At 70.0% G+C, this 25,774-nt stretch carries 25 protein-coding genes, 1 tRNA gene and 1 pseudogene; 13 read left to right on the top strand and 14 right to left on the bottom strand.

Annotated features, from left to right (window positions below; genetic code table 11):
* Positions 1 to 247: heterodisulfide reductase-related iron-sulfur binding cluster (locus tag LO762_RS25005; protein WP_230618444.1), on the top strand; the 247-nt coding region annotated here is incomplete at its 5' end.
* 92 nt (positions 248 to 339) lie between these two features.
* Here LO762_RS25005 and dcd read toward each other — a convergent pair.
* Positions 340 to 921, bottom strand: coding sequence for a dCTP deaminase (gene dcd, locus LO762_RS25000; RefSeq protein WP_230618465.1), 582 nt, complete (start codon positions 919 to 921; stop codon positions 340 to 342).
* A 90-nt stretch (positions 922 to 1,011) separates the two neighbouring features.
* On the opposite strand from dcd, the gene LO762_RS24995 reads away from it, so the two are divergent.
* Positions 1,012 to 1,082: transfer RNA gene (locus LO762_RS24995), tRNA-Gly, on the top strand.
* Positions 1,083 to 1,194: 112 nt separating this feature from the next.
* On the opposite strand, the gene LO762_RS24990 is transcribed toward LO762_RS24995, so the two are convergent.
* The 5 genes from LO762_RS24990 to LO762_RS24970 all read right to left on the bottom strand — a co-directional run bounded on the left by LO762_RS24990 (position 1,195) and on the right by LO762_RS24970 (position 5,385).
* A complete protein-coding gene (locus tag LO762_RS24990) occupies positions 1,195 to 1,467 on the bottom strand; it encodes a hypothetical protein (RefSeq protein WP_230618443.1) in 273 nt (90 codons plus the stop codon).
* A gap of 848 nt (positions 1,468 to 2,315) precedes the next feature.
* Entirely contained in the window at positions 2,316 to 3,143 is an 828-nt protein-coding gene (locus LO762_RS24985; RefSeq protein WP_230618442.1) for a protein phosphatase 2C domain-containing protein, read from the bottom strand.
* 13 nt (positions 3,144 to 3,156) lie between these two features.
* Positions 3,157 to 3,990 carry a sigma-70 family RNA polymerase sigma factor gene (locus LO762_RS24980; protein WP_230618441.1) on the bottom strand — a complete coding sequence of 278 codons (834 nt, stop codon included), beginning with the start codon at positions 3,988 to 3,990 and terminating at the stop codon, positions 3,157 to 3,159.
* Positions 3,991 to 4,122: 132 nt separating this feature from the next.
* Positions 4,123 to 4,512: an ATP-binding protein gene (locus LO762_RS24975; RefSeq protein WP_230618440.1), complete on the bottom strand. Its 390-nt coding sequence runs from the start codon at positions 4,510 to 4,512 to the stop codon at positions 4,123 to 4,125.
* Positions 4,513 to 4,605: 93 nt separating this feature from the next.
* Positions 4,606 to 5,385 (bottom strand): Scr1 family TA system antitoxin-like transcriptional regulator, encoded by a 780-nt coding sequence (locus LO762_RS24970; RefSeq protein ID WP_230618439.1) that lies wholly within the window; start codon positions 5,383 to 5,385, stop codon positions 4,606 to 4,608.
* Between the two features lie 341 nt (positions 5,386 to 5,726).
* Here LO762_RS24970 and LO762_RS24965 point away from each other — a divergent pair, with 341 nt between their 5' ends.
* Positions 5,727 to 5,987: a hypothetical protein gene (locus LO762_RS24965; protein WP_230618438.1), complete on the top strand. Its 261-nt coding sequence runs from the start codon at positions 5,727 to 5,729 to the stop codon at positions 5,985 to 5,987.
* Between the two features lie 1,066 nt (positions 5,988 to 7,053).
* On the opposite strand, the gene LO762_RS24960 is transcribed toward LO762_RS24965, so the two are convergent.
* Positions 7,054 to 7,389, bottom strand: coding sequence for a hypothetical protein (locus LO762_RS24960; protein WP_230618437.1), 336 nt, complete (start codon positions 7,387 to 7,389; stop codon positions 7,054 to 7,056).
* Positions 7,390 to 7,760: 371 nt separating this feature from the next.
* Between LO762_RS24960 and LO762_RS24955 the strand changes: the two genes are divergently transcribed.
* From LO762_RS24955 to LO762_RS24925, 7 genes are all read left to right on the top strand, one after another.
* Positions 7,761 to 8,096 carry a PadR family transcriptional regulator gene (locus LO762_RS24955; RefSeq protein WP_230618436.1) on the top strand — a complete coding sequence of 112 codons (336 nt, stop codon included), beginning with the start codon at positions 7,761 to 7,763 and terminating at the stop codon, positions 8,094 to 8,096.
* 23 nt (positions 8,097 to 8,119) lie between these two features.
* Complete coding sequence (locus tag LO762_RS24950) at positions 8,120 to 9,085, top strand: hypothetical protein (RefSeq protein ID WP_230618435.1); 966 nt, start codon at positions 8,120 to 8,122, stop codon at positions 9,083 to 9,085.
* Positions 9,086 to 9,179: 94 nt separating this feature from the next.
* Entirely contained in the window at positions 9,180 to 10,913 is a 1,734-nt protein-coding gene (locus tag LO762_RS24945; RefSeq protein WP_230618434.1) for an ABC transporter ATP-binding protein, read from the top strand.
* Positions 10,910 to 12,757 (top strand): ABC transporter ATP-binding protein, encoded by a 1,848-nt coding sequence (locus LO762_RS24940; RefSeq protein WP_230618433.1) that lies wholly within the window; start codon positions 10,910 to 10,912, stop codon positions 12,755 to 12,757. Before LO762_RS24945 ends, LO762_RS24940 begins: the two co-directional genes overlap by 4 nt.
* Positions 12,754 to 13,707 carry an acyltransferase domain-containing protein gene (locus tag LO762_RS24935; protein WP_230618432.1) on the top strand — a complete coding sequence of 318 codons (954 nt, stop codon included), beginning with the start codon at positions 12,754 to 12,756 and terminating at the stop codon, positions 13,705 to 13,707. Before LO762_RS24940 ends, LO762_RS24935 begins: the two co-directional genes overlap by 4 nt.
* Complete coding sequence (locus tag LO762_RS24930; protein ID WP_230618431.1) at positions 13,698 to 14,306, top strand: DsbA family protein; 609 nt, start codon at positions 13,698 to 13,700, stop codon at positions 14,304 to 14,306. Before LO762_RS24935 ends, LO762_RS24930 begins: the two co-directional genes overlap by 10 nt.
* 85 nt (positions 14,307 to 14,391) lie before the next feature.
* Positions 14,392 to 15,813: a carotenoid oxygenase family protein gene (locus LO762_RS24925; RefSeq protein ID WP_230618430.1), complete on the top strand. Its 1,422-nt coding sequence runs from the start codon at positions 14,392 to 14,394 to the stop codon at positions 15,811 to 15,813.
* Positions 15,814 to 15,846: 33 nt separating this feature from the next.
* Here the strand turns inward: LO762_RS24925 and chrA are convergent, their stop codons facing one another.
* Positions 15,847 to 16,953, bottom strand: a complete 1,107-nt coding sequence (gene chrA, locus LO762_RS24920; protein WP_230618429.1) for a chromate efflux transporter — start codon at positions 16,951 to 16,953, stop codon at positions 15,847 to 15,849.
* Positions 16,954 to 17,445: 492 nt separating this feature from the next.
* Here chrA and nhaA point away from each other — a divergent pair.
* A pseudogene (nhaA, locus tag LO762_RS24915) lies at positions 17,446 to 18,682 on the top strand (Na+/H+ antiporter NhaA).
* A 325-nt stretch (positions 18,683 to 19,007) separates the two neighbouring features.
* On the opposite strand, the gene LO762_RS32855 reads toward nhaA, so the two are convergent.
* Positions 19,008 to 19,745: a hypothetical protein gene (locus LO762_RS32855; protein WP_255687775.1), complete on the bottom strand. Its 738-nt coding sequence runs from the start codon at positions 19,743 to 19,745 to the stop codon at positions 19,008 to 19,010.
* 93 nt (positions 19,746 to 19,838) lie between these two features.
* Here LO762_RS32855 and LO762_RS24905 point away from each other — a divergent pair, with 93 nt between their 5' ends.
* Positions 19,839 to 20,462, top strand: coding sequence for a TMEM175 family protein (locus tag LO762_RS24905; RefSeq protein WP_230618428.1), 624 nt, complete (start codon positions 19,839 to 19,841; stop codon positions 20,460 to 20,462).
* Here the strand turns inward: LO762_RS24905 and LO762_RS24900 are convergent.
* From LO762_RS24900 to LO762_RS24880, 5 genes are all read right to left on the bottom strand, one after another.
* Positions 20,378 to 21,907, bottom strand: coding sequence for an SDR family oxidoreductase (locus LO762_RS24900; protein WP_230618427.1), 1,530 nt, complete (start codon positions 21,905 to 21,907; stop codon positions 20,378 to 20,380). The genes LO762_RS24905 and LO762_RS24900 overlap by 85 nt on opposite strands.
* Positions 21,908 to 21,986: 79 nt before the next feature.
* The gene (locus LO762_RS24895; RefSeq protein WP_230618426.1) at positions 21,987 to 22,844 is read right to left on the bottom strand and encodes an EamA family transporter; all 858 of its coding nucleotides are present in this window, start codon (positions 22,842 to 22,844) and stop codon (positions 21,987 to 21,989) included.
* A 355-nt stretch (positions 22,845 to 23,199) separates the two neighbouring features.
* Positions 23,200 to 24,156, bottom strand: a complete 957-nt coding sequence (locus tag LO762_RS24890; protein WP_230618425.1) for a cation diffusion facilitator family transporter — start codon at positions 24,154 to 24,156, stop codon at positions 23,200 to 23,202.
* Entirely contained in the window at positions 24,153 to 24,599 is a 447-nt protein-coding gene (locus tag LO762_RS24885) for a helix-turn-helix transcriptional regulator (protein WP_230618424.1), read from the bottom strand. The genes LO762_RS24890 and LO762_RS24885 overlap by 4 nt, the downstream gene beginning before the upstream one ends.
* Positions 24,600 to 24,682: 83 nt before the next feature.
* On the bottom strand, positions 24,683 to 25,105 hold the full coding sequence (locus tag LO762_RS24880; protein ID WP_230618423.1) for a protein phosphatase: 423 nt from the start codon (positions 25,103 to 25,105) through the stop codon (positions 24,683 to 24,685).
* 68 nt (positions 25,106 to 25,173) lie between these two features.
* Here LO762_RS24880 and LO762_RS24875 point away from each other — a divergent pair, with 68 nt between their 5' ends.
* Positions 25,174 to 25,758: an NADPH-dependent FMN reductase gene (locus tag LO762_RS24875; RefSeq protein ID WP_230618422.1), complete on the top strand. Its 585-nt coding sequence runs from the start codon at positions 25,174 to 25,176 to the stop codon at positions 25,756 to 25,758.
* The last annotated feature ends 16 nt before the right edge of the window (positions 25,759 to 25,774 follow it).

Here is a 25,774-nt window from a genome sequence, read left to right as displayed (position 1 = left end):
TGCCCGGATGTGGATGGAAGAGCGGATCGGCAAGCGCATCAACACCGAACGCGTCGATGAGGCCCTGGAGACCAACCCCGACACCGTGTCGACAGCCTGCCCGTTCTGCCTGGTGATGCTCGGCGACGCCATCAACGAAAAGAAGTCCGCGGGAGAAGCGAAAGAGACCTTGGAAGTCGTCGACGTCGCCCAACTCCTCATCAAGTCCATCAAGGGCGAAGTCCCGGCCACCGCCGCCGCGGAATAACTCCCTGACACAGAACGCCCGCCACCGGAAAGATCCGGCGGCGGGCGTTCCGCGTTCTCTCGGGGGCGCCTCTGTTGCCCCGTCTGTGGGGTTCAGTCCTTGATGACGGTCTTGTGGAAGTTCAGGAAGGACCGGGAGGGCGTCGGACCGCGCTGGCCCTGGTAGCGCGAGCCGTACTCCTTGGACCCGTACGGGTGCTCCACCGGCGAGGACGTCCGGAACAGACACATCTGCCCGATCTTCATCCCCGGCCACAGCTTGATCGGCAACGTCGCCACGTTCGACAGCTCAAGCGTCACATGCCCGGAGAAACCCGGATCGATCCACCCGGCTGTCGCGTGCGTCAGCAGCCCGAGCCGCCCCAGCGAACTCTTCCCCTCAAGCCGCGCCGCCACGTCGTCCGCCAACGAGAACACCTCATACGTGGACGCAAGCACGAACTCCCCAGGATGCAGGATGAACGCCTCATCCCCCTCCACCTCGACCAGCCGCGTCAGATCACTCTGCTCCTCGGCCGGATCAATATGCGGGTATCGATGGTTCTCGAACACCCTGAAGTACCGATCAAGCCGCACATCCACCGAACACGGCTGAACCATGCCCGGATCAAACGGCTCGATCCCCACCCGCCCGGCCTCGACCAGACCCCTGATATCCCGATCTGACAGCAACACCCGCCCCACGCTACCGCCCTCCCCACCCTCCTCCCCCCACCCCCCACAGATCCGCTACACTGTCCACGCGGCGGACCCCAACTCCGCCCCGCGGATGTAGTTCAATGGCAGAACTTCAGCTTCCCAAGCTGACCACGCGGGTTCGATTCCCGTCATCCGCTCTCACAACAAAGGCCCAGCTCAGGACGCGAGTCCGAGGTTGGGCCTTGATCGTTTTCTGGACTGTTTAGCGGCGTCGTGCCATTAACGTGCCATTAGGCCCGCGCCGCCCCCTCAGCTGACCGGGGCGAGGACGTCGGCCGCGCCGTCGTCACCGTCCTCTTCGGTATCGCCCTTGATCGCTTTGAGGCGCTGGTCGAGGCCATCGGCGATGGCCTGATCGGCGCGGCGGGTGGCGTGCTGGTAGCGGAGGGCGGCCCGCTCGTAGTCGTGGCCCATGCGGTGCATCAGGTCCTTGGTGGTCGCCTGCCCGGTCGCGGCGGCGAGCATGTTGCCGGTGTGCCGGAGGTCGTGGAAGTGCGCGCCGGGCAGGCCCAGGACGCTCACGACGTGGGTCCACCGGGTGGCCTTGTTGAAGCCGCTTCGCCGCAGGGGACCGCCCTTTGATGCCGGTGAAGACAAGGGCGTTCGGGCCGGGGCGGGTGTACTTGGTCAGGTGGGCTTCGAGCTCCGGGACCAGGGCGGCGGGGATCGCGACGGTCCGAACCCCGGCCCGTGACTTGGTGCATCTTCCCGTTGGCCTGTTCGGTGTAGGCGACGCGGACTCGGACGAGTCGGTTCTTGAGGTCGAGGTCTTGGCGGTGCAGCGCCGTGACCTCACCCCAGCGGAGCGAGGCGAACGCGGCGAGCAGGACCAGGGCGCGAAGACGGTCATCGGTCGTGTAGTCGGCCCGCCCCTGGTTCATCAGAGCGAACAGGAAGGCTGCAGCCGCCTTACGGGTGGCAAAGGGCTCGGGGTGGGTCCGTATTCCCTTGCCGGTGACGCGGTATCGGAGCCGGTAGCCGTCCGGGGTCTTGCGGATGTTGCCGACTGGACGGCGGCCGATGAGACCGGCGATGGCGAAGACCTGTTCGACGGTGAGGATCGGCCGACACCGCGACGTTCACCAGCTCCACCCGGCCCGTGCCGACGTCCGCCGCCGACAGGCCGACCGTGAACACCGTGTTCCCGTCCTTGTCCTGCTTCACCTCCCCCGTCTCCATGCTGACGAGCTTCGGACGCGGCGGAGCCACGCACACGAACACGAACCGCGCGACGTCGATCGGGATGCTGCGCACTTGCTGTACCTCCGATTGGGCGATGTCCACCCCCCTAGACACCAGGCTTCGGGCGTTCGGAGGCTCCGATTGTCTAGGGGGGTATGCAGGAGGTCGCGGGAACGTCGGGCAGGCCGTCAGTCGGACAGGTTCCAGCGGATCACGGTGGCGTCGTCGTGGGCTTTGCCGCGCGGACAGCGCGCCCCGTCCGGGTCGGCTGCTTCCACATCCCGTGTCCAGTCGATCAGCGTGTCCGGCCCGTCGCAGGCCACGGCGTGCAGCAGTTCGGCCCAGGAGGCGACGCCGAACAGGTCAACGAGCCGGGTAGCGCCGTCCGTCAGCAGGGTCACCGTCTTGACGTCGACCAGAGGCACCGCGCCCACGACGGCCTCTCTTGCCGCGTCGGGGTGGGTGCTGGCGACCCAGAACCCTCCCGTGACGTTCCGGTGCGCGGCCATGCGTTCCATGCGTGCCAGGAGCCCGTCAGCGAACCCGTCCGCTCCGATCCGCGCGCTGTCAGCCGCAGTACCGAGGACACGGCCGCGCACGTCCTCAAGCCTGTCATCGGTGACGATCAGTGGTTCGCCCCGGTGGAACTCGATGATGACTGTCGAGTCCGCGAGCGCCAGGTACTCAAGCGCGTCCCCGCGTGCCCGGACGGCCAGGACGGTAGCGGACGGCGAATGCGGGTTCGTCAGGTCGCACGTCTCCCCGTGCGCCTCCACCACGCGCTTGATGGCCCCTTCCAGTGCTTCGGCGAGCCCTACGCCGGGGTCGGCGAGTTCGGCCAGGAGCAGCCCGCCGAGGGTGCGCGCGTACCAGGCGACGGAGTGGACGCATCCGCTGTCGAGTCCGCTCGGTGCCCCGGCCCCGTCGATCAGAACGGCCGTACCGGGGCCGATCGCGGCGAAGTCCTCATTAGGACGGTCGGGACGGCCGGGCAGCGAGGAGACGGAGACGCGCACCCGCCTACGCTACCTACGTGTGCCGGTACAACGGCGTCAGCAGTTCCGTCCGGACGGGCTCATGGGTGCTCGGGTCATACTCGGTGCCGACAACGACCGAGAACGCCTCGTCGCCCACCTGCCCCCAGAGTGTCCCGATATCGGTCGTCAGTAGATGCACCACGCCCAGCGACCCTTCGGGGTGGACCCCGGCGACGAGCAGGACGTTCCCGTTTCCGTCCGGCCGAGGCAGCCGCCCCAGATATCCAACGTCGTACGGCCGTGGAGGCTTCTCTTCCTGCCCCGACCTGTACTCGTCGCCTGTCCTGGTGTCGCGCAGTAGCCAGCCGACGTCATCCCGGTCCCACTCGATCACCGGGTCCTTCGCGTACGTCTCACGGACGATCGGCGACATGCGCGGCCCGCAGACGACCAGCAGACCGGCCCGGTTCAAATCCACGTCCCCCTCAACCGAGACGTGGTCGTAGTCCACCTTGAGATCAAACGTCCGCGCCAGCTCCTCAAGCCGCTTCCCGGTGTTGACGTCGTCCAGCGCCACATACGTCCGATCCGACACCGGATCGGGCCGCAGCGGCGTCACCACCGTCACGCCGCCGACGCCCAGGAACGCCCCCTCCGGCGCGGGCCCGGTGTGCCGGATCTGGTGAATCCGCCCCCGGCTCAACCCGGCCTCTTTGGCGATGTCCGCGTACGACAGCCCTTGCGCGTGGAGATCCTGGATCAGCCGCCGCCGAAGACGGCTCAGCTCTGTCACTTCCTGCTGCGCCTCAGCCAACCGCGCGGTGGTGGCGCGCAGCAGCTCAAACGGGTCCTCGATCCGCGAGATCCGCTCCAACTCGCCCGGCATACCACCGCCTCCTTGACTCACCACCGAGTCTAGGACCCTAGACATAGCCTGGAGTAGCGGATCCCCCGTCACAGCGTCCACCGCCTGAATCTTCCGCCGCCGACGCGGCATCGCGGGCCCACCCACCGCAAATCAGACCTTCCCCGCCCACTCCCTCACGTCCTCAGCAGGCACCACCGCCCACACCCGACGCCCCACCCGAACCTCCTCAAACCCCCACTTCTCCGCGATCCGCCCCACCAGCTCCAGCCCCCGCCCGTCCAGCGCCTCCACTCCCCGATCCACCACCACAGGCTCCTGATCCGCCCCCATGTCCACCACTCCCACCTTCATCCCGTCCGCCCCCACCTCAACCTCCACCACGAACAACCCGCCCTCATCCCCACTGCGCGTATGCAAGATTGCGTTCGTCGCGAGTTCGTTCATCACCAGCACGGCCCGGTACAGCGCTCCATGCCCCGCCCCGACGGACCGGACGAACCGCCGAGCCTCCACCAGCTCGCGCATCTCCCCGTCGAACATCCGAGACCACCGGACCACGGCCCCTCACCACCCATCCGTCTAGGGGTCTAAACACCTATCGAATGCGCAGCGTAAGCCAGACCTAGGGATTATTCAACGTTTTCTCTGTATAGAGTCCAGGGCGCGCCGCAGATCCGCAGCGGCCCGCATCACACGCGCCACGGCCTCATCCCCGAACACCGCCCGCTCCCGCACCTCGTCGAACACCCGCAGATACACCGACACGTCACCCGCCGCCGTCAACGTCAACTCCCGCGTCACCGTCTCCACCACCACGGCCTCCTCCCCGAACACCGTGAACCCATGCGGCGGCAGCCCTCCACCCGCCACCCCCAACGGCACCACCCCGAACTCCACAAGCTCACCCCCCGCGACCTCCACAAGCCGCTCCAACTGCCCCGCCATGCACGCACCCGACCCCGGCCACGTCCGCAACACCCCCTCACCCACCACAACCTCCACCCGCTTCCCCAACAAATCCACCCCACCACCCTTAAGCCCAGCCTCCCGCGCATACTCAGCCGTCCGCACCACCAACGGCACCACCGCCACCCCCAACGCCCGCACCACCCCGACCCTCCCCACAACCCCGGCCGCAGCACCCCCACGCAACGACGTCCCCGCATCCACCCGCCGCCGAACCGCTTCGGCATACACCTCCCGCGCCATAGCCACCAACTCCACACCCCCACCCACCGCCTCAATCACCCGAACCACCACCCCAACATCAGCCACCCGCCGCCCCGTCTCCACCCGAGACACCGTCGCCTGCGTAACCCCAGCCCGCCGCCCCACCTCAACCCCCGACAACCCAGCAGCCACCCGCAACCGCCGAACCTCCACCCCAAGCTCCCGAAACCTCTCCCCACCCATCCCAGCGTTCTACCACCCCAACCAGACACCAGCACCCCAACCCACACCACCCACCACCCCCGATGAGAACTTTCTCTACGTCTTCAAGCCCGCCCGCTCCGCGGCCGGGGCCGGTCCGCCCGGGCCGGGCATGCGGCCTCTCCGGGCCGGTCCCGCCCCGGACAAACCGGCCCGTCGCAGGGATTCTAGATCCAGCCACTTAGCAACATCAGTCGCACCACACCTCAGCCAAGGCGACATCTATGTAACAAGTCGGACTGCCTCCTAGCCGAATACAAGAAATTAGGATAGTAGTTGGTCTTGTCTAGAGCTGGCGCCCATGGCCTAGGGGAGGCGGGGTTGTGCTTGATGCAATTATCTCGATTGAGAGAAAGAGCTATCGCCTCATAGGCCGACTGTCCACATTTGCCATCGAGATCAACGGGCGCCAAGTAGCCCGAATGGCGATTGGCGACAAGGTCGAAATTCCGGTCAAGTCGGGATCTAATTACGTCAAGGTGAAAGGAACCAAGGCGGACATCGAAGTGAACCTTCAGTCCGGGGAGCGAGTTCGCCTGTTGGTTGATCTTGGCACTAGGGATTCAATTACCATCATTGACTAGTAGATCACCCGTAAACTGATGGGGCTCGAATGATCGAGATCGGGAGATCTGTTGAACGGAAGGTCGACGCAAGGCTTTCGTGACTTCGTCACGAAGGCCTTGCTCAGGAGGTTAATCCTGGACGCCTCCCCCTGACTTACGGATTGAACATCGGTAGCGGAGCCTTACATTGCTTGGTCCGAGGTAAAGAGGCTGGAGCAAGGTCGGCTGATCGAGTCCGAAGCGGGGGTCTCGCGACCCCCAGCCCCCCACGGGCCGGAGCACTCGCCCGCGCGAATCCCTCTGTCACACCGTCTCGTCGTTCGCGCGGTCGAGCGCTCCGGAGCGAGCACGCGCCATCTGATCTTGCTAACTCGGGCGCTAACAACAGGGCTGAGCAGCCGTGGATTCCCGTGGACGGTCGATGGGCTCCGGCGCTAGTCAGAGGATGTTTCTGGACGTCGGTGGACGGGGTTCGGTTGGCTCGTAATGGGTCGCTCTATCGATGAGAGAAGGTCAATCGAGCTCGAAGCGGGGGCCGCGGCCCCCAGCCAGCCGGAGGACTCGACCGCGCGAATCTCTCTGTCACGACTTCTCGACGTTCGTGCGGTCGAGCCCTCCGGAACGGAACGAGCTCACCCCGGCTCGGCTCTGTGCTGGGACAGCCGTCATGGACGAGAAGCAGAGAAGCACGCAGAAGGTACTGCGGAATCTCTGCTTGAAGCCCTGATTGCGTGCCATTAGCGTGCCATTAGGCAGGGCGATCAAGGGTCAACAGGGGAGACTCGTGGCCAGGCCCGCCCGCAGTTCAGAGGCCCTGCGGCGTGAGATCCAGGCGATTCCCAAGCTGACCACGCGGGTTCGATTCCCGTCATCCGCTCTCACAACAAAGGCCCAGCTCAGGACGCAAGTCCGAGGCTGGGCCTTGATCGTTTTTGGGTTGCCGGGCGGCGTTGGGTTCTCGCTCGCGGATCGTATCCGGGGGGGATCAGGGCGGATGGGCGCTTCTCTGGGCTGCAAGCGTGCTTGTTTCTGCTGCCGTGGAAAGCGGGCGTGGCCAGGGAGGGCTGGATTGTGGTGAGTTCGGTTAGAGGGGCTTGGGGTGGTAGGTCAGTAGGGCCCAGATGATGATGACGTCCAGGGCGATGATGAGGATGGACCACCATGGGTAGTAGGGGAGGAAGAAGAACTGGCTGGTGGCCTGGAGTATGACTAGGACCAGGACGGGCCAGCGGGCCCAGCTTTGGCCGAAGATCAGGGCGAAGGCCACAGCTGTGAGGAGTGCGCCGAGGATGAGGTGGATCCAGCCCCATCCGGTGGTGCTGAACTCGTAGACGTAGTTCGGGGCCACGACGAAGAAATCTCTTCGGATGATGGCTGCGAGTCCGACGACGATTCCCCAGATCCCGTTGACGATCATCAAGATCGCAGCGAAGAGAACAAATCCGGTCGCAGTGGCCTGACGTCCGCTCACCTGACGCACCTTTCGCGTGGGCCGCGGACCTCGGACTCCTGGCGTTCAGACCGTGATCAAAACGGTGGCCGCGCGGTGCTGGTGAGATTCCCCGTCAGGGCTGGCCGGAATTCAGATGGGTTCAATCGTAGTGCGTTGTTTGGGGAGAATTTGCGGAAGGGGAGTCGCCATCAGGGTCATCACCGGCCCGGTGGGAGACGGATCGCTTGCGCGGAGAAGGCTGGTGGGTTCGGGTCTCCTGCGTTCCGTGTTGGCTGGGTGGGGCGGCCGGATGTGGTCTGGGGTGGGGGATGGATCGATGATCTGTATATGTTGGTGGGGTGAGTGAGGGGATGCGGGAACCGACGTTCTTGATACTGACGGCGCTGGTTGGGGGGGCTTTGCACGGGTACGGGATCATTCTTGACGCGGAGCGGGTGTCTGAGGGGCGGGTGCGGTTGCGGCCGGGGACGCTGTACGCGGCGTTGGACAGGTTGCGCGCGGAAGGGCTCGTCGAGGCGGAGCGGGACGAGGTGGTGGACGGGCGGTTGCGCCGGTACTACCGGCTCACCGAGGAGGGCGCGGCGGCGCTTTCCGTGGAGGCGGAACGGCAGTTGCGGCGGGCCAGGACGGCGGTGCGCCGTCTCGCCGCGTCCCCTTACGGCAGTCCGGCTTGAGCGGCGAAGGAAAGAGAAATCCGATGCTCGAACGACGTTACCGCGCCCTGCTGCGCTGCTACCCGGCCGGATACCGGCGTGAATACGGGGACGAGATCCTCGGGATTCTGCTCGCGCAGGCGCGTCCGGGGCAGCGTCGGCCCGGCTTCCGTGAGGCCGCTGACATCGCGCACGGGGCCGTCACCGTCAGGCTGGCCGCGACGGGACGCGCGCTGGACGCGCCGCGGTGGCGGGACGCGTTCGCGGTCGTGAGCCTCCTCGGCCCGGTGCTGATGCTGGCCCTGGCCGTCCGGTACGCGGTGGACGCGGCCGCGACGCTGCCGTTCGCGGTCGAGCACGCCGGGCGGCCGGGCGACGTGGTGACCTGGTTCAGCCTCTACCGCAGCGCTCCGATCTGGGGGGCGTGGGCTGTGCTGTCGGTGCTCGCCCTGTGCGGGTTGAGGCGGACGGCCGGCTTCGGCACGCTGGCTGTGAGCGGCGCCCTTGCGGTGGGACTCCTGTGGGCGCTCAGCGTCGGGCCGGACAACGTCTTTGTGTACTCGGTGAACGCGGCCGTCGAGGGTGTGCTCCCGCTCGTCCTGGCCGGGCTGGTGGTGGGTGGCGCTCTGCTCGGGTCGTCGGGAGCGCGTAGGGGCGGGGAGTTGCTCCGTGGGGTTCCTCTCTGGGCGGTCATCATCGGGGCTGTCCTTCTGGCTGTCGTCACGCCGCGGGTTTGGGCGGTCTACTCCTTCGCCGGGTGGAACCACCTCGTCTCCGGGCTCTTCCTTTACGGGGTGCTGCTTGTGGGGCTGCTTGCGCGACGGCCCTACGGACGTCGTGCCTGCGCGCTTCTCCTCATCCCTTTTGGCCCGCTTGTCATGATGTTCAGTCCGGCCTCGTCCGTCGCCCCCTTGCTCCGGGCGATCGCGGCCGTCGTCGCGGCGCTCGTCCTCTTTGGCGCGGTGGCCGCCGTCAACCGGGTCGCGGAGCGCGGGTTCCGGCGGACCTGAGGGGTATTGACTTAAACCGAACTTCAGCTTGCACGGTGGGGCCTGAGTCGCCGGACGGTCCCGCCCGGAGGGCCGCGGCTCTCTGGGAGGTTCTGTGCTGTTCCGTTTGCTCAGGGAGAGTCTTCGGCCCTATCCGCGAGATCTTGTGGTCATTCTTGTGCTCCAGTTTGTTTCGGTGCTGGGCATGCTTTTTATGCCCGCGTTGAATGCCGATATCGTGGATGAAGGGGTGGTGACGGGCGATACCGGGCGGATTCTTGAACTCGGCTGGGTGATGCTTGTTGTCACGTTGGTCGGGGCTGTGGGATCGGTCGGGGTTGTCTACTGCTCGGCGCGGGTGTCGATGGCCGTCGGGCGCGACCTGCGCGCTGCCCTGTTCGACAGGGTGCAGGGGTTCTCCGGGCGCGAGGTGGGGCGTTTTGGGACGCCGTCGCTCATCACCCGCGTCACCAACGACGTCCAGCAGGTGCAGATGGTGGTGCTGCTCGCCGCCACCATGATGGTGACCGCGCCGATCATGTGCGTGGGCGGCACCGTCATGGCGGTGCGCGAGGACGTGCGGCTGTCGTCGGTCCTGCTGTTCGCGCTGCCCGTGATGGCGCTCGTCTTTGCGGTGATCCTCTGGAGGATGGGCCCGCTCTACCGTCGTATGCAGGACCACATAGACACGATCAACCGGGTGCTGCGTGAGCAGATCACCGGGGTACGGGTCGTCCGCGCGTTCGTGAAGGACGACGCCGAGCGGGCCAGGTTCAGCGGCACCAACCGGGAGCTCAAGGACGTCTCCACGCGCGTCGGCTTCCTCATCGCGATGATGTTCCCGCTGATCCTGCTGCTGGCGAACGTGTCGAGCGTCGGGGTGCTCTGGTACGGGGCGCACCGCGTGGACGCCGGGGCGATCGGCGTCGGCTCGCTGCTGGCGTTCCTCAGCTACCTCATGATGATCCTGATGACGGTGATGCTCGCCACCTTCACCGTCCTGCTGATGCCGAGGGCCGAGGTGTCGGCGCGGCGCATCAGGGAGGTCCTCGACACCGAGTCGAGCGTGGTGGCGCCGCTCAGGCCCGTCACCGCGCTGACCGCGCCGGGACGGGTCGAGTTGCGCGGCGTCAGGTTCGGCTATCCGGGCGCGGAACAGCCCGTCCTGCGCGGGGTGGACCTCGTCGCGGCGCCCGGCGAGGTCGTCGCGATCGTCGGCAGCACGGGCAGCGGCAAGACGACGCTGCTCAACCTGGTCCCCCGGCTGTTCGACGCGACCGAGGGCACGGTGCTCGTCGGCGGCGTCGACGTGCGGGACCTCGCGCCCGCGCTGCTGTCCGCGACGGTCGGGTATGTGCCGCAGAAGGCGTTCCTGTTCTCCGGGACGGTCGCCTCCAACCTGCGCTACGGCAAGCCCGGCGCTACCGACGAGGAACTCTGGCAGGCACTCGACGTCGCGCAGGCACGGGACTTCGTAGCGGCGCTCCCGGAAGGGCTGGAGGCGCCCGTAAGCCAGGGCGGATCCAACTTCTCCGGAGGGCAGCGTCAGCGGCTTGCGATCGCCCGTGCGCTCGTCGTCAGGCCCCGCGTCTACCTCTTCGACGACTCCTTCTCCGCGCTCGACCACACCACGGACGCGGCGCTGCGCGCGGCGCTGCCCGCCTACACCGCCGACGCGACGGTCCTCGTCGTCGCGCAGCGGGTCGGCACGATCAGGCACGCCGACCGGATCGTCGTGCTGGACCGGGGCGCCGTCGTCGGCGTCGGCACCCACGCCGAGCTGCTCGCGGGCACCCCGACCTACCGGGAGATCGTCCTGTCGCAGCTGACCGAGAGCGAGGCGGCATGAGCGAGACCCCCACAAAACCGCCCGTCTTCCGGGGTCCGGCGGCGTTCCTGAACGGGCCCGTCGAGCGGTCCCGCGACTCGGCGCGCACCGGGCGCAGGCTGGCCGGGCTGCTGCGCCCCGAACGCGGGCTGATCGCCGTCGCGCTGGCGTGCACGCTCGTCAGCGTCGCCTGCCTCGTCACCGCCCCGAAGGTGCTGGGCGGGGCGACCGACCTCGTCTTCGCCGGGGTGACGGGTGACGCGCCCACGGACTTCGGTGCGATAGGCGAGGTGCTGCTTAGAGTGCTCGCCTTGTACCTCGTCTCCGCGCTGTTCCTCCTGATCCAGGGCCGGGTGCTGAGCACGCTCGTCCAGAGGTCGATGTACCGGCTGCGCGACCGGGCGCAGGCCAAGCTGGCCAGGCTGCCGCTGCGGTACTTCGACGACAAGCCGCGCGGCGACCTGCTCAGCCGGGTCACCAACGACGTCGACAACCTGTCGCAGACCCTCGCCCAGACGCTCGGCCAGGTGCTCAACGCGGTGCTCACGCTCGTCGGTGTGCTCGCGATGATGTGCTGGATCTCGCCGCTGCTCACCGTCACCGCGCTCGTCACGATCCCGCTCGCGCTGTACGCCACCCGGCGGATCGCGCTCGTCGCCAGGCCCCAGTTCCTCGCCCAGTGGGGCACCACCGGCAAGCTGAACGGGCACGTCGAGGAGGTGTTCACCGGGCACGCGCTCGTCCGGCTGTTCGGCCGCAACGAGGAGGCGGCACGGCGGTTCACCGAGTACAACGACGGCCTGTACCGGGCCGGGTTCCGCGCCCAGTTCGTCTCCGGGCTGGCCCGGCCCGCCACCATCGCGCTCGGCAACGTCGGCTACCTCCTCATCGCCGTCATCGGCGCGTACCGGGTCGCGTCGGGCGCGCTGTCGCTCGGCGACGTCCAGGCGTTCATCCAGTACTCGCAGCAGGCGACGCAGAGCGTGAACCAGGCGGCGGGGCTGCTCAACCTGTTCCAGTCCGGGCTCGCGTCGGCCGAGCGGGTCTTCGCGCTGCTCGACGCGCCCGAGCAGGAGCCCGACCCGGAGACGCCGGAGCGGCCCGCCGAGCTGCGCGGGCGCGTCACCTTCGAGCACGTCACCTTCGGGTACGCGCCGGGACGGCCGCTTATCGAGGACTTGTCTCTTGACGTCGCTCCCGGCCGCACCGTGGCGATCGTAGGGCCGACCGGTGCTGGCAAGACGACCCTCGTCAACCTGATCATGCGGTTCTACGAGCTGGACGGCGGCCGGATCACCCTCGACGGCGTCGACATCGCCCGGATGTCCCGCGCCGAGCTGCGCGCCGCCACCGGCATGGTGCTCCAGGACCCCTGGCTCTTCCAGGGGACGATCGCCGAGAACATCGCCTACGGGGCACGCGACGCCACCCGCGAGCGGGTCGAGCGGGCGGCGCGGGCCGCGCACGTCGACAGGCTCGCCGCCACCCTCGCCGACGGGTACGACACGGTGCTGGACGAGGAGTCCGCCGGGATCAGCGCCGGGGAGAAGCAGCTCATCACGATCGCCCGCGCGTTCCTCGCCGACCCCCAGATCCTCATCCTCGACGAGGCGACCAGCTCCGTCGACACCCGCACCGAACTGCTCGTCCAGCGGGCCATGAACGACCTGCGCCGGGGCCGCACCAGCTTTGTCATCGCGCACCGGCTCTCGACCATCCGCGACGCCGACCTCATCCTCGTCATGGCGGAAGGCAGGATCGTGGAGCAGGGCGGACACGACGAACTGCTCGCCCTCGACGGCGCGTACGCGGCGCTGTACTCGGCCCAGTTCGCGCACGCCGCCGTCACGGACGAGCCGTCATGAGCCCCGGTCCGGTCCTGGTCTTCTCCGGGCAGGGCTCCCAATGGCCCGGCATGGCCCGCGAGCTGCTCGACGACCCTCCTTTCGCCGAGGCGGTGGCCGTCGTGGAGCCCGTGTTCAGGGCCGAGCTCGGCCTATCCCCGGCAGCCGCGCTGGCCGAAGGCGACCTGGGCGGAGCCGACCGTATCCAGGCGCTCCTGTACGCCGTCCACCTCGGGCTCGCCGGGATGCTCCGGGCGCGCGGGGTGCGGCCCGGCGCCGTCATCGGGCACTCGGTCGGCGAGATCGCGGCGGCCGTCGTCGCCGGGGCGCTGTCCGCGCGGGACGGGGCGCGGCTGAGCTGCCGCCGCTCGCTGCTGCTGCGGCGCGCCGTCGGCGGCGGGGCGATGGCCCTGGTGACGCTGCCGTTCGCCGAGGCCGCGGCACGGCTGCGCGGCCGGCCGGACCTCGTCGCCGCGATCGACTCCGCGCCCGCGTCCTGCGTGGTGTCCGGGACACCCGCCGCCGTCGCCGCGCTGGCCGGGCAGTGGCCTGACGCGGGCGTCTACCCCGTCGCTTCGGACGTCGCCTTCCACAGCCCCCAGATGGATGCGCTACTGCCCGACCTCGTCGCGGCCGTGGCGGACCTCGTGCCTTCGCCGTGTCGGACACCCGTCTACTCCACGACCCTCCCCGACCCGCGCGCCGCGCTCGTCGCCGACGGCACGTACTGGGCGGCCAACCTGCGGCGTCCCGTCCGGCTGACGCGGGCGGTGACGGCGGCCGTCGAGGACGGCCACCGGGACTTCGTGGAGGTCGCGCCGCACCCGGTGGTGGCCGAGTCGATCCGGCGGACCCTCGCGGCGCTCGGCGTCGCGCCCGGCGTCGTCGCGGCGGTCCAGCGGCGGCACCGGCCCCAACTCCCGACCTTCCTTTCCGCCATCACCCCCTGGAGGACAGAACAGTGCGCGTAGAGATCGTCGTCGACCTGGTGTGCTCGTGGTCCTACATGGGCTTCACCCGCCTCACCCGGGTGGCCGAAGGGCTGCGCGCCGAGGGGAAGCCCGTGGAGGTGACCGTGCTGCCCTACCAGCTCGCGCCTGACGCGCCCGTCGAGGCGGACGGGATGCCGCTGCTTGAGGTCCTGGAGATGTTGTTCGGCGCGCAGGGCGTCAAGGACGCCCGCCGGATGGCGGAGATGGCGCGCGGTGAAGGGCTGACGCTCGACTACGACAGCGCGTTGTCGGCCAACACCTTTCAGGCGCATCGGTTCATCCACCTTGCGGACGTGCAGGGCAGGGGAGAGCAGATGGCCGAGCGCCTGTTCCGCGCGCACTTCACCGACGGCCTGAACCTGGGCGACCTCGCCACCCTCGCCGACCTCGCGGCGGAGACCGGCGTGACGCCTCCGGCCGACCCCGAGGAGGGCGCCGCCGAAACCCGTGCGCTGCTGGCCAAGGTCCGCTCCCACGGCATCAGGTCCGTCCCCCTGACCATGGTCAAGGACGGCCCGACCCTCCCCGGCTTCCAGTCCGAGGCCGCACTGCACGCGGCCCTCACCGCCTCCCCCTGACCGCCCCGCCCCGAGGGGCCCTTGTGGGTGAAGCGTTGGCAACCTAGCGTTTGCTCCAACAGAGAGCACACGTGAGGGACTCCGTATGGCAGCCACCGCACCCGTCCTCGGGCGTATCTTCGAGCCGCTCAACGACGAGCACGACTACCCGATTTCTCGGGTTGGCGGGGTGCTCCCGGCCGACCTCACCGGGACGCTCTACCGCATCGGGCCCGGACGGTGGGACATCGGGCGAACGCGGCTCAACCACCTTTTTGACGGCGATGGGATGGTCTCCCAGTTCGTCTTCGACGGGCGGTCCGCGCGGTTCCGGAACCGCTACGTCAGGACGCGCCAGTTCCGCCAGACACGGCGTTCCGACCGGCTGCGCAGGCCCGGGGTCGGCACCCCGCGCCCCGGCGGCCTCCTGGCGAATCTGGGGCGCGCGCCGGCCAACGTCGCCAACACGAACGTGGCGCTGCACGCCGAGCGCCTCCTCGCGTTCTGGGAGGGCGGCCCGCCGCACCTCCTCGACCCCGACACGCTGGAGACGCACGGCCCGTACCGCTTCGACGGGCGGCTCAGGGGTCTGCTGCGCGCCTTCTCCGCGCACCCCAAGTGGGACCCGGCGACGGGCGAGATGTTCAACTTCGGGGAGGACTTCTCGCCCCTGCCCGGTCTGCACTGCTGGAAGGTGGACCGGAGCGGTCGGCTGCACCGCCTGGCCAGCGTCAAGATGCTCGACCTGCCGTGGAACCACGACATGGGGCTGACAGCCGACCACCTGGTTTTCGTCCTCGACCCCTACATGTTCGACCTGCGCGCGCTGGCCACCGGACGCGGAGTGATGGGATCCCTCGACCACCGGCCCGAGAAGGGGACAAGGTTCGTCCTCGTGCCCCGGCGCGGAGGGCCCGCCCGGATCATCGAGCACGAGGCGCTGGTGCACGTGCACGTCGCCAACGCCTTCGAGGACGGCCCCGACACCGTCGTGGACCTCGTCCAGTTCGCCGACTTCGCGACCCTCAAACAGGACCTGACGGACTTCCGCTCGTCCTTCACCGACCTCCCGCCGAGCCGGCTCATGCGCTACCGGATCACCCGCAACGGACGGGTGATAGCCGAGGAGTTGTCTTCCGCGCCCGGCGAGTTCCCGCAGCACGACTGGCGGCTCTCCACCCGGAAACACCGCTTCACCTACATGTCCGGCCGGACGACACCTACCGGCACCTACGACAGTGTCCTCAAGGTGGACGGCGAGACCGGTTCCGTCCAGGCCCACCCGATGGGCGACGACGCTTACGTGGGCGAGCCTCTCTTCGTCCCCCGGTCGCCCGACTCCGCCGAGGACGACGGATGGATCCTCGTTGTCGTCTACTCGGCCCGCGAGCACGCGTCCCGCCTGGAGATCCTCGACGCCCGCGACCTGGAAGCAGCCTCCGTCGCCACCCTCCACCTCGACCACCACCTCCCGCTGGGCTTCCACGGCACCTTCACCCGCCGCGTGGCCACCCCCGACATTTCGTGACGCGCCGCAACGGTTCTCGGCGGCCCGTGGCGGTCAGGTGAGGACGGTGTGGGCCAAGCCGACGGCGGCTCCGGCGGCCAGGTACCAGGCGCTGTTCAGGGAGGTGCGCCAGAGCAGGAGCAGGGTGACGGCGGCGATCGCGGCGGTGAGGGGGTCGACGATCGCGCTTCCGGCGAGCTGCCACGTGACGCCCGCCATCAGGGCGAAGGCCGTCGCGTTGACGCCGTCGAGGAGGGCGGACGTCCAGGGACGGGAGCGCAGGAAGTCCGTCAGACGGGTCAGCAGGCCGACGAACAGGAACGACGGCAGGAAGATCGCGACGGTGGCCAGGAACGCGCCGGGCAGCCCGGCGACGAGGTAGCCCACGAAGGTAGCCGTCGTGAAGACGGGGCCCGGCGTGACCTGGCCGATGGAGATCGCGTCGATGAGCTGCTGCTCGGTGATCCAGCCGAGCCGCTCCACGAAGTCGCCGCGCAGGAACGCGAGCAGCACGTACCCGCTGCCGTAGAGCACCGCCCCGATCTTCAGCATCGTGGCGAACAGCTCGGCGAGCTGCGAGCCCGGGGCGTCGATGAGGACGGGCAGGCCGAGCGCGCTCCCGGAAGGCCGGACGCGCAGGGCGACGGCGCACAGCGCTCCGGCGGCCAGGAGGAGCAGCTCGTTGACGCCCGCCAGGTAGAGCCCGAGCACGACGGCCGCCAGGACCGCGAGCCCCGCCGTCTTCAGCGCCGTCCGCACCAGCGCGAGCAGCGCGTGCACGATGATCGCGATGACCGCCGGGACGAGCCCGTACAGGATGCCGCCGACCGCGGGGGTCTGCCCGTAGGTGACGTACGCCCAGGCCAGCGCGGTGACCATGAGCGCGGCGGGCACGATGAAGCAGAGGCCCGCCACGACGAGGCCGCGCCACCGCGCCCGCTCGTGGCCGAGGTGGATCGCCAGCTCCGTCGAGTTCGGCCCGGGGATGAGCTGGGTCGCGCCGACGAGGTCGAGGAACCGGGCGTCGTCGAGCCAGCCGCGCCGCCGGACGAGCTCGTCCCGCATCATCGCGGTGTGCGCGACCGGGCCGCCGAACGCGATCGTCCCCAGCCTGAGGAAGACCCACGCGACCTCACGCACCCCGCCCTCGCCCCTGCCCACCCGTCTCCTCACCGCTCCGGACACCGACCGTCCCTTCTATCCCACCTTTGACGGGTTGGGCTACATCGCGCATGAACTCTTCGTGCGGAATTCACGCTGTGTCATGGACCGCCGGAATGTTTTGATCTTGATGATTGATGTCGGGATATGCGAAGAACGCCGCGCTGACCGCGCGAAATTCAGCCTGTGGATAACTCAGAATCGAGAATTTTCCGTGGCAGCGTGGGGGGCACGGAACGGTCGCGAGAACACGGGAGGTCGCGATGATCGGCTGGCTGGCGAGGCCCGGGTGCGTCCGCGCGGCGCGCGGGCTACTGGGTCGGATGCGCGCGTTTTGGCTTCTTATCGGTACTTTTAGTGACCGGTGTGCCGGTAAGTCTGGTCGGCGAGTGTCGAGCGGTCTCTCAGCCGGGGGTACACGCGGGGTTCGAGGCGGGCGGCGGACGGCGCGGGGCCATCTTCGGGCGGGGGTCCTGGCCGGAGGCGCGACGGATCGCGGAGATCCTCCGTACCGAGACGGTCGGCGGCGGGCTGCTGCTGGCGGGCGCGGTCATCGCCCTGGTCTGGGCGAACTCGCCGTGGGGGCGCTCCTACGCGACCGTCCAGGAGTTCACGGTCGGGCCGCACGCGCTGCACCTCGACCTCTCCCTGGCGACGTGGGCGGCGGACGGACTCCTGGCGGTCTTCTTCTTTGTGGCGGGCCTGGAGCTGAAACGCGAGTTCGTCGCGGGCGACCTGCGCGATCCGCGCCGGGCGGCGGTGCCGGTGGCCGCCGCGTGCGGCGGGGTGGCCGTGCCGGCCCTGGTCTACCTGGCGGTGACGCGCGGCACCGAGGGCGCGGCGGTCGGTTGGGCCATCCCGACGGCCACCGACCTCGCGTTCGCGCTGGCGGTGCTCGCGGTGCTGGGCAGGTTCCTGCCCGCGGCGCTGCGCACCTTCCTGCTGACCCTCGCCGTCGTGGACGACCTCATCGCGCTCGCGATCATCGCGCTTTTTTTACACGGCGGATCTCGCGCCGCTCCCGCTGGTGGGGGTGCTGGTCCCGCTCGCGCTGTTCACGCTGCTCGTCCAGCGGGGCGTCCGCTCCTGGTGGGTGCTGCTGCCGCTGGCCGCCGCGACCTGGACGCTGGTGCACGCCTCGGGCGTCCACGCGACGGTGGCCGGGATCCTGCTCGGGTTCGCGGTGCCCGTCGTGCGCGGGCGGAAGGACGGCGGGCCGGAGGCGGGGCCGGGCCTCGCCGAGCACTTCGAGCACCGGTTCCGGCCGATCTCGGCGGGCGTCGCGGTGCCGCTGTTCGCGCTGATGTCGGCGGGCGTCGCGCTCGGCGGGCTCAGCGGCCTGACGAACTCGCTCGGCGACCCGGTCGCGCTGGGCATCGTCGCCGGACTCGTCGTCGGCAAGCCGATCGGCATCATGCTCACCACCTGGCTGGTGTCCCGCTTCACCCGGGCCGATCTGGACGAGGGCCTGTCCTGGCTGGACGTCCTCGGCCTGTCCCTGCTCGCCGGGATCGGCTTCACCGTCTCCCTCCTCATCGGCGAACTCGCCTTCGACCACGGTGAAGTCGCCGGCCACGTCAAGGTCGCCGTCCTCACCGCCTCCCTGATCGCCACCCTCCTGGCCGACGTCGTCCTCCGCCTCCGCAACCACACCTACCGCCGCATCCACAAAGCCGAAACCCGCGACTCCGACAACGACGGCATCCCCGACATCTACCAACCTGCCTAACCCCACCCCGGCACCCACCAGCAGAAACCCCCGACCTCAGCCCACCCCACCCGCCCGCACAGGTGACCATCGGGCCGAGGCGGGCACAGCGGGTCTGCCCGTCCCCGCCGCTCGGCGCACAGGCGTCTGCGCCCGGCCGAAGTCGGGCGGAGCAGCCTGGACGGCGTTGGGCGCGCCCGCCACGACCCCTTGACGGTCGGATCGAGCCGAGCTTGTGGATCCGCCCGTCAGGCGGCGCTCGGCGCGCGGGCGTCCGCGCCGGAGTGGAGCCGAGCGGGGCGTGGGCAGGGAATGGTGGGGGTGTGTGGGGGTGTGCTTGGGGTGGTCAGCGGAAGAGGTGGAGGCAGGAGGCTAGGAGTTTGGGGTGTTTGTAGGTGCGGGCGCATTCTTCTTCGGCGGTGATGTAGCGGGGCTTTTTGGGCTTGGGGCTGGGCTTTTTGGGTGCGGTTGGGGGGTCGGGGTGGGGAGTGGTTCGGGTGGAGGGCTTGGGCCGGGTGGTGGGGGGCTTGGGTGGGGTGGTCGGAGGGCGGGGGGAGAAGAGAGGGGCGCGGGGGGTGGAGGGGAGTGGGGGTGGAAGGAGGAGGGGTGGAGGCGCGGTCGGGTCCACGGAGTCGTTGGGGAAGACGTCGATGATGATGGGGGTGGGGGAGAGCGGGTTCGGTGCGGGGGCGGGGAGGGCGGGGAGGACGGGGTTGGGGGTGCTGGCGGCGGTGGGGGTGTAGTCGACGATGACGGGCGGTGGGGGGAGGGGAGAGGCGGGGGTGATGGAAGCCGGGTGGGCGGAACGGGCGGGTGGGGCGGGGTGGAGGACCCTGGTCCAGAGGAGGGCGGTGCCGGAGGTGAGGAGGAGCGTGGAGAGGGCGGCGCGGAGGAGGAGGCGGAGGCGGTGACGGGTTCGGGCGCGGGCGGCGAGTTCGGCGGCGCACCAGGCCGGGAGGGGAGGGAGGGCGTCGGCGGGGGCGGCGACCAGCGCGGCGGGGTGGGCGGGGACGTCCGTGGAGGCGTTGGCGTTCGCGGAGGAGGGGGTGGCCGGGGGTGGGGCCATGGCGGTGTGGACGTCCATGGGGGTGAGCCAATCAAAGGGGTGGGGCGACCCGTGGGGGACTTGGGGGGACGATTACCGGGGGTGCGGGGTGGGGCGCACTAGCGTGACGGGATGGCGACGTTCAGGGAGTCCGACAGGCTCGTCAACTTCACCGACGCGGTGGTGGCGATCGCCCTCACCCTGCTGGTGCTGCCGCTCGTCGACGCCGTCGGCGAGCACGCCGAGGAGGCTGGGTCGGCGCGGGAGTTCCTCGCCAGGAACGGCAGGCAGATCTCCGGGTTCCTGCTGAGCTTTGTGGTGATCGCCCGGCTCTGGGTGGTGCACCACCACCTGTTCCAGCACGTCAGGGCCTACGACAGGCGGCTGATGTGGTGGAACCTCGTGTGGGTGCTGACGATCGTCTGGCTGCCGTTCCCCACCGAGATGACCGCGGCCTACCCGACGGACGACAGGTTCACCGCCGGCGTCTACATCGGCACGATCCTCGCCGCGAGCGCCTGCCAGACCCTCATGGCGTCCATCATCCGCGCGACGCCCGGCATCGCCCGTCCCGACCACCCGCTGAGCAGGTACGACGTGCTCTCGTCGGCGACCGCGACGGGTCTGCTGGCGCTCGCCCTCCTGCTGTCCTCGACCGTCCCCGGCGTCACCTACCTGGCGCTGCTGCTGCTCTTCCTCTCGCCGCTGGTGATGCGTTCTGTGTTCCGCGAGAGCGAGCCGGCCGAGGACGCCTGACGCTCGGCCGCCCGGAGGATGTTGTGCGGCATCCGCCCGAAGATGACGCCGTGGAACGGCGTCAGCGCCTTCCAGTACAGGTGCCCGAGCAGCCCGTGCGGGTGGAACACGGCGCGCTGCCGCAGCACGGTGCGGCCGCGCGCCTCGTGGACGCCGAGTTCCAGCCAGGCGAGGCCGGGCAGCATCATCTCGGCGCGCAGTCGCAGCAGCGCGCCGGGCACGACCTCCTCGACCCGCCAGAAGTCCAGCGCGTCGCCGACGCGGAGCCGTGCGGGGTCGCGCCGCCCACGGCGCAGGCCGACGCCGCCGACGAGCCGGTCGAGGGCGCCGCGCAGCCGCCAGGCGACGGGCAGCGAGTACCAGCCGTTGTCGCCGCCGATGCCTTCGACGACCCGCCAGACGGCGGAGGCGGGCGCCCGGGTGACGGCGGTGCGTTCGTCGATGTAGAGGCTGCCGCCCGCCCAGTCGGGGTCGTTGGGGAGCGGGTCGCTGGGCCTGCCGGGTGTCGCGGCCGACGACCAGCGGGTGGCCACCGCCGCCTCCTGGATCCGCCGGAGCGCGAGTTCGACGGCCTCGTCGAAGCCGAGCTGCCCCTCGGGCGGGTCGGGCACCAGCGCCCGGATCGTGTGGTCGCGGCAGACGACCTCGGTCCTGAGGCCCTCCACGAGGGGACGGGCGAGGGCGCGCGGCACCGGGGTGACCAGCCCGACCCAGTGGCTCGACAGCGCGGGCGTGAGGACCGGGACGGGCACGATCAGCCGTCGCGGCAGCCCGGCGATCGCCGCGTACCGCTGGATCATCTCCGCATATGTCAGGACATCGGGGCCGCCGATGTCGAACGAGCCACGGACGATGCCGGGGATCGCCGCGCACGCCGTCAGGTACCGCAGCACGTCGCGCACCGCGATCGGCTGGATCCGCGTCTCCACCCAGCGCGGCGTGATCATGACGGGGAGCCGCTCGGTGAGGTGCCGGAGCATCTCGAACGAGGCGGAGCCGGAGCCGATGATCATCGCGGCGCGCAGCACGATCGCGGGCGCCTCCCCGGCCAGCAGGATCTCGCCGACCTCGTTGCGCGACCGCAGATGCGGGGAGATCGTGCCGCCGGAGGCGAGGCCGCCCAGGTAGATGATCCTGGTGACGCCCGCCCTGGCGGCCGCCCCCGCGAACGTGGAGGCGGCCTCCCTGTCACGGCCCTCGAAGTCACCCCCCGCGCCCATCGCGTGTACGAGGTAGTAGGCGACATCCATACCGTGCAAAGCCGCCTCGATGGCTTTCGCGTCGCGCACGTCGGCCGTCGCCGTCTCCACGTCGCCCGCCCAGGGCTGGCCGCGCAGGCCCTCCGGACGGCGGGAGACGCACCGCACCCGGTGTCCGGCGGCGAGCAGCTCGGGCACGAGCCTGCCGCCGATGTACCCGGACGCCCCCGTGACCAGCACCCGCATCGCCCACCCCCGGACTCGGCGTATCAGCACATCAACTCTAAGTCACGCCGCCCCCGGCCCTCCGGACACCCCGCCGAGGTCACCCGCCCGACGTCGTCAGGACGGCCAGCGCGAGGGCGAGCACCCCGAGCCCCGCCCAGGAGACGGCGGGCAGCCGCTCGCCCAGCACGACCACACCGAGGAGCGCGGCGACGGCGGGCTCCAGAAGAGTCAGCACGGTGGCCGTCTGCGCCGAAGTCCGGCGTAGGCCGAGCCCGAAGAGCCGGTAGGCGAGAAAGCTGGTGAAGAACGCGAGGTACAGCACCACCGAAAGACCCGCCCCGGTGACGATCCAGGCGAGATCCCCGACCAGGACCACCGGAAGGACAAGCACCGAAGCACCCCCGAACATCACCCCCAGCACGGCCCCGGACTCCAGGTTGTGTTCGATGAGTCGTCCCGCGACGAGGGAGTAGGCGGCGTAGGAGGCTCCGGCGAGTAGGGCGAGGGCGACGCCGAGCGGGTCCACGCCGACGTTGTTGGAGGTGAGGGCGGGTCCGAGGACGAGGGCGGCGCATCCGGTGACGGCGCCCGCCGTCGCGGTGAGGCGGCGGCGGGACGGCCTGCCCTGGCCGAGGAGCCAGCCGAGCAGGACGGTGATCACGGGGGCGCTGCCGAGTGCGACGACCGTGGCGACCGCGACGCCCGTTCTGGCCACCGCCGGGTAGAAGGTGACGGGATAGCCCGCGACCGTCACCGCGCCGAGCGCGAGCAGCGCCCTGCGCGCGGCGGTGCCGCCGAGCACCAGCCGCACCGCGCCGCGCGTGGTGAGCAGGAGCAGCAGCCCGCCCAGCAGCAGCCCCGCCGATCCGACGGCCGCCGCGGACGCCCCCGAGGGCGCGAAGGAGGCCGCGGTACCCGTCGTGCCCCACAGCACGCTCGCGGCCAGGATCGGCACCGGCCCCGCCACAAGCCGGGCGCCAAATCCGGGCAGCCCGCACGAAAGAGGAAAAGAAGTTTGGTTCTGCACGGGTGTGAACTTTCCGTCTCAAAGGAGGAGGACTTCGGAAGAGACGGACGGCACGCCGAGTTCCGGCCCTGGTGCGGGCGCTCCCGACAGAGTCGGACTTGCGGTGCGCCCGGCCCCGGGCTCAACTGACACGGCCCGTCATGGGGCCGGTGTCAGCGCGCGCTGGGGTGTGCTTCGCCCGTCAGTCGGCGAGGGGCGGAAGCACGACGTGCCAGTACCTGTTCACATCGCTCACCCTAGCGGCCGCCCCTGACGGCAAGGGGCGGCCGGTAGGCGGAGCGGCTCAGGAGGGGCGGCCGTGGACGTCGCCTCGGGCGGCTTCGGAGGCGGGGCGGCCGATGACGAGGTAGGGGTCGGGGGTGTGGTCGACCTGGAGGGTGGTGTGCATGATGCCGAGTCCGTGCAGGAGTTCTTCGAGTTCCGCGCGCACGGTGTGGCAGTCGTGCCCGGGGACGACCAGGACGTGCGCGGAGGCCGCGGGCATCCCTGACGTGATCTCCCAGATGTGCAGGTCGTGGACTTCGCTTACGTGGGGGCTCTTGGCCAGCACGGGCCCGACCCGCTCGGGCTCCAGGCCCGCCGGGGCCGCCTCCAGCAGCACCCGCCCGGACGCCCGGACGAGCCCGACCCCGGCCTTGACCATCAGCGCGACGACGACGAGCGTGGCGATCGCGTCGGCCTGGACGAACCCGGTCGTCACCATGACGAGTCCGGCGACGGCGGTGGCGATGAACGCGAACAGGTCGTTCAGGATGTGCTGGAAGGCTCCCTCGACGTTCAGGCTGGACCGGTTGGCGCGGGAGAGCATCCAGGTGGCGACGAGGTTGACCGCGACGCCCACGAGCGCCGTCACGAGGACGAGGGCGCCGCCCACCTCCGGCGGATCGAGGAACCGGTGGATCGCCTCGTAGGTGAGCCACGCGGCCAGCAGCAGCAGAGTGAGCCCGTTGGCCTGGGCGGAGAGGATCTCGGCGCGTTTCAGCCCGTAGCTGTAGCCGCCCTTGGGGGGCCGCGCCGCCAGCCGCATCGCGATGAGCGCGAGCACGATCGACATGGCGTCGGTGAGCATGTGCGCGGCGTCGGAGATCAGCGCGAGCGACTGCGCGACGATCCCGACGACGACCTCGCCCGCCATGAACGTCACGAGCAGGACGAGGGCCCCGGTGAGCCACTTCCGGTCGGCCTCGGCGCTGAGCGCGTGCCCGTGGCCATGCCCATGGCCGTGTTCGTGCCCGCTCACGCCAGGCCCGTGGGGGTCTCGTCGCCGCCGACGGGCGCGGCGGGGTGCTCGGGGTGGAAGGCGGCGGGCGCGTGCCCGACGTGGGTGAGCGCGACGTCCAGGAGCATCCGGACGTGCGCGTCAGCGAGCCGGTAGTAGGCCATCCGCCCTGCGCGCCGCGCGGTGACGACCCGGTGGGCGCGGAGCAGCCGCAGGTGGTGGGAGGTGGCGGACTCGCTGGTCTGCGCCACGACGGCGAGGTCGCAGACGCACATCTCGCCCTCCAGGAGGGCGACGAGGACGCGGAGCCGCCCGGGGTCCGACAGCAGCCCGAAGATGTCGGCGAGTTCCGCGACGTCGCCGTCCGACGGCATCGCCTCGGTGACGATCGTCACCCGCTCGGGATCGACGACCCGGACGGTACAGCCGTCCACGATCATCTGTTCATCTGAACTTCTGCTCATACGTTGAGGGTAACGAACACCCCTCCCCCCTGTCACCACCTACCCGGCGAACCGCCCGATCCCACCGGCCCTTGATCGCCGGATCAGGAGAACCGGCGGATGAACCGCTTCTGCCAGGGCGTCTCGACCGCGCGCGGGTGGTAGTGCGCCCGCACGTAGGAGACGGCCTCGTCGGCGGCCACGCCGTCCAGGACGGCCAGGCAGGCGAGGGCGAGCCCGGTGCGTCCCACGCCGCCCCCGCAGGCGACCTCGACCCGCTCGGACGCGGCCCGCTCCCACGCCTCGGTGAAGGCCGCCCGCGCGTCGGCGGGTGCGGACGGCGTCCGGAAGTCGGGGCAGCGGACCCACCGGCTCGGCCAGGCGAAGGCGGGCGGCGCGGCCCCCAGCAGGTAGACGCCGAACTCCGGGGCCGTGTCGGGCTCGCCCCGGCGCAGCCCACGGCCGCGTACCTTCCGTCCCGAGGGCAGCCGCAGCACCCCGGGTCCCTCCGTCCAGGTGGTGGTCATGCGCCCGATCCTAGATCGCGTCATCGGCCCTTGACTTAAAGTGAACTTCAGGTTCTACCGTCATCGGCATGAGCATCAACACGAACGAGCAGAAGCTGAGCCTGACCGTCATCGTGGGCAGCGTCCGGGAGAACCGCCTGGGGGAGGCCGTCACCCGATGGGCGGCGGAACGCGCGGAAGAACACGGCGACTTCGAGGTGGTCGTCCTGGACCCCGCAGAGCACGACCTGCCGCTCTCGCTGACCGGAGCCGACGACGTCAAGGAGCACGTCGCAGGCGTCCTGGACGCCTCCGCCGCCTTCCTCTTCGTCACGCCCGAGTACAACCACAGCTTCCCCGCCGCCCTGAAGAACCTCATCGACTGGTACGGGCCCGAGTGGTACGGCAAGCCCGCCGGGATCGTCTCCTACGGCGGGATCTCCGGCGGCCTGCGCGCGACGGAGCACCTGCGCGCCGTCCTGGCCGAGCTGCACGTCGTCACGGTCCGGGACACCGTGAGCTTCCACAACGCGTGGGGCCACTGGGGCCAGGACGGGGTGTGGCCGAAGGACTCCGAGCAGCCCGACACGGCACTCAAGAAGCTCCTGGGCCAGCTCTCGTGGTGGTCGCGGGCGCTGGTCGCGGCCAAGGCCGTCGAACCCTATCCGGGCTGAACCGGCCGCGCCCCGT

Source organism: Actinocorallia sp. API 0066 (assembly GCF_020991275.1).
Classification (GTDB): Bacteria; Actinomycetota; Actinomycetes; order Streptosporangiales; family Streptosporangiaceae; genus Actinocorallia.
Note: the sequence above shows the minus strand (reverse complement) of the source record. Positions and strands in the feature narration are given on the sequence as shown.

Coding starts and splice junctions, on each gene's coding strand:
- LO762_RS24980 (WP_230618441.1), bottom strand. CDS start 3,990: ATGCCGGGCGAGTTGGAGCGGATCTCGCGGATCGAGGACCCGTTTGAG.
- LO762_RS24975 (WP_230618440.1), bottom strand. CDS start 4,512: ATGTTCGACGGGGAGATGCGCGAGCTGGTGGAGGCTCGGCGGTTCGTC.
- LO762_RS24970 (WP_230618439.1), bottom strand. CDS start 5,385: ATGGGTGGGGAGAGGTTTCGGGAGCTTGGGGTGGAGGTTCGGCGGTTG.
- LO762_RS24950 (WP_230618435.1), top strand. CDS start 8,120: ATGCTCGAACGACGTTACCGCGCCCTGCTGCGCTGCTACCCGGCCGGA.
- LO762_RS24940 (WP_230618433.1), top strand. CDS start 10,910: ATGAGCGAGACCCCCACAAAACCGCCCGTCTTCCGGGGTCCGGCGGCG.
- LO762_RS24935 (WP_230618432.1), top strand. CDS start 12,754: ATGAGCCCCGGTCCGGTCCTGGTCTTCTCCGGGCAGGGCTCCCAATGG.
- LO762_RS24925 (WP_230618430.1), top strand. CDS start 14,392: ATGGCAGCCACCGCACCCGTCCTCGGGCGTATCTTCGAGCCGCTCAAC.
- LO762_RS32855 (WP_255687775.1), bottom strand. CDS start 19,745: ATGGACGTCCACACCGCCATGGCCCCACCCCCGGCCACCCCCTCCTCC.
- LO762_RS24905 (WP_230618428.1), top strand. CDS start 19,839: ATGGCGACGTTCAGGGAGTCCGACAGGCTCGTCAACTTCACCGACGCG.
- LO762_RS24900 (WP_230618427.1), bottom strand. CDS start 21,907: ATGCGGGTGCTGGTCACGGGGGCGTCCGGGTACATCGGCGGCAGGCTC.
- LO762_RS24885 (WP_230618424.1), bottom strand. CDS start 24,599: ATGAGCAGAAGTTCAGATGAACAGATGATCGTGGACGGCTGTACCGTC.
- LO762_RS24880 (WP_230618423.1), bottom strand. CDS start 25,105: ATGACCACCACCTGGACGGAGGGACCCGGGGTGCTGCGGCTGCCCTCG.
- LO762_RS24875 (WP_230618422.1), top strand. CDS start 25,174: ATGAGCATCAACACGAACGAGCAGAAGCTGAGCCTGACCGTCATCGTG.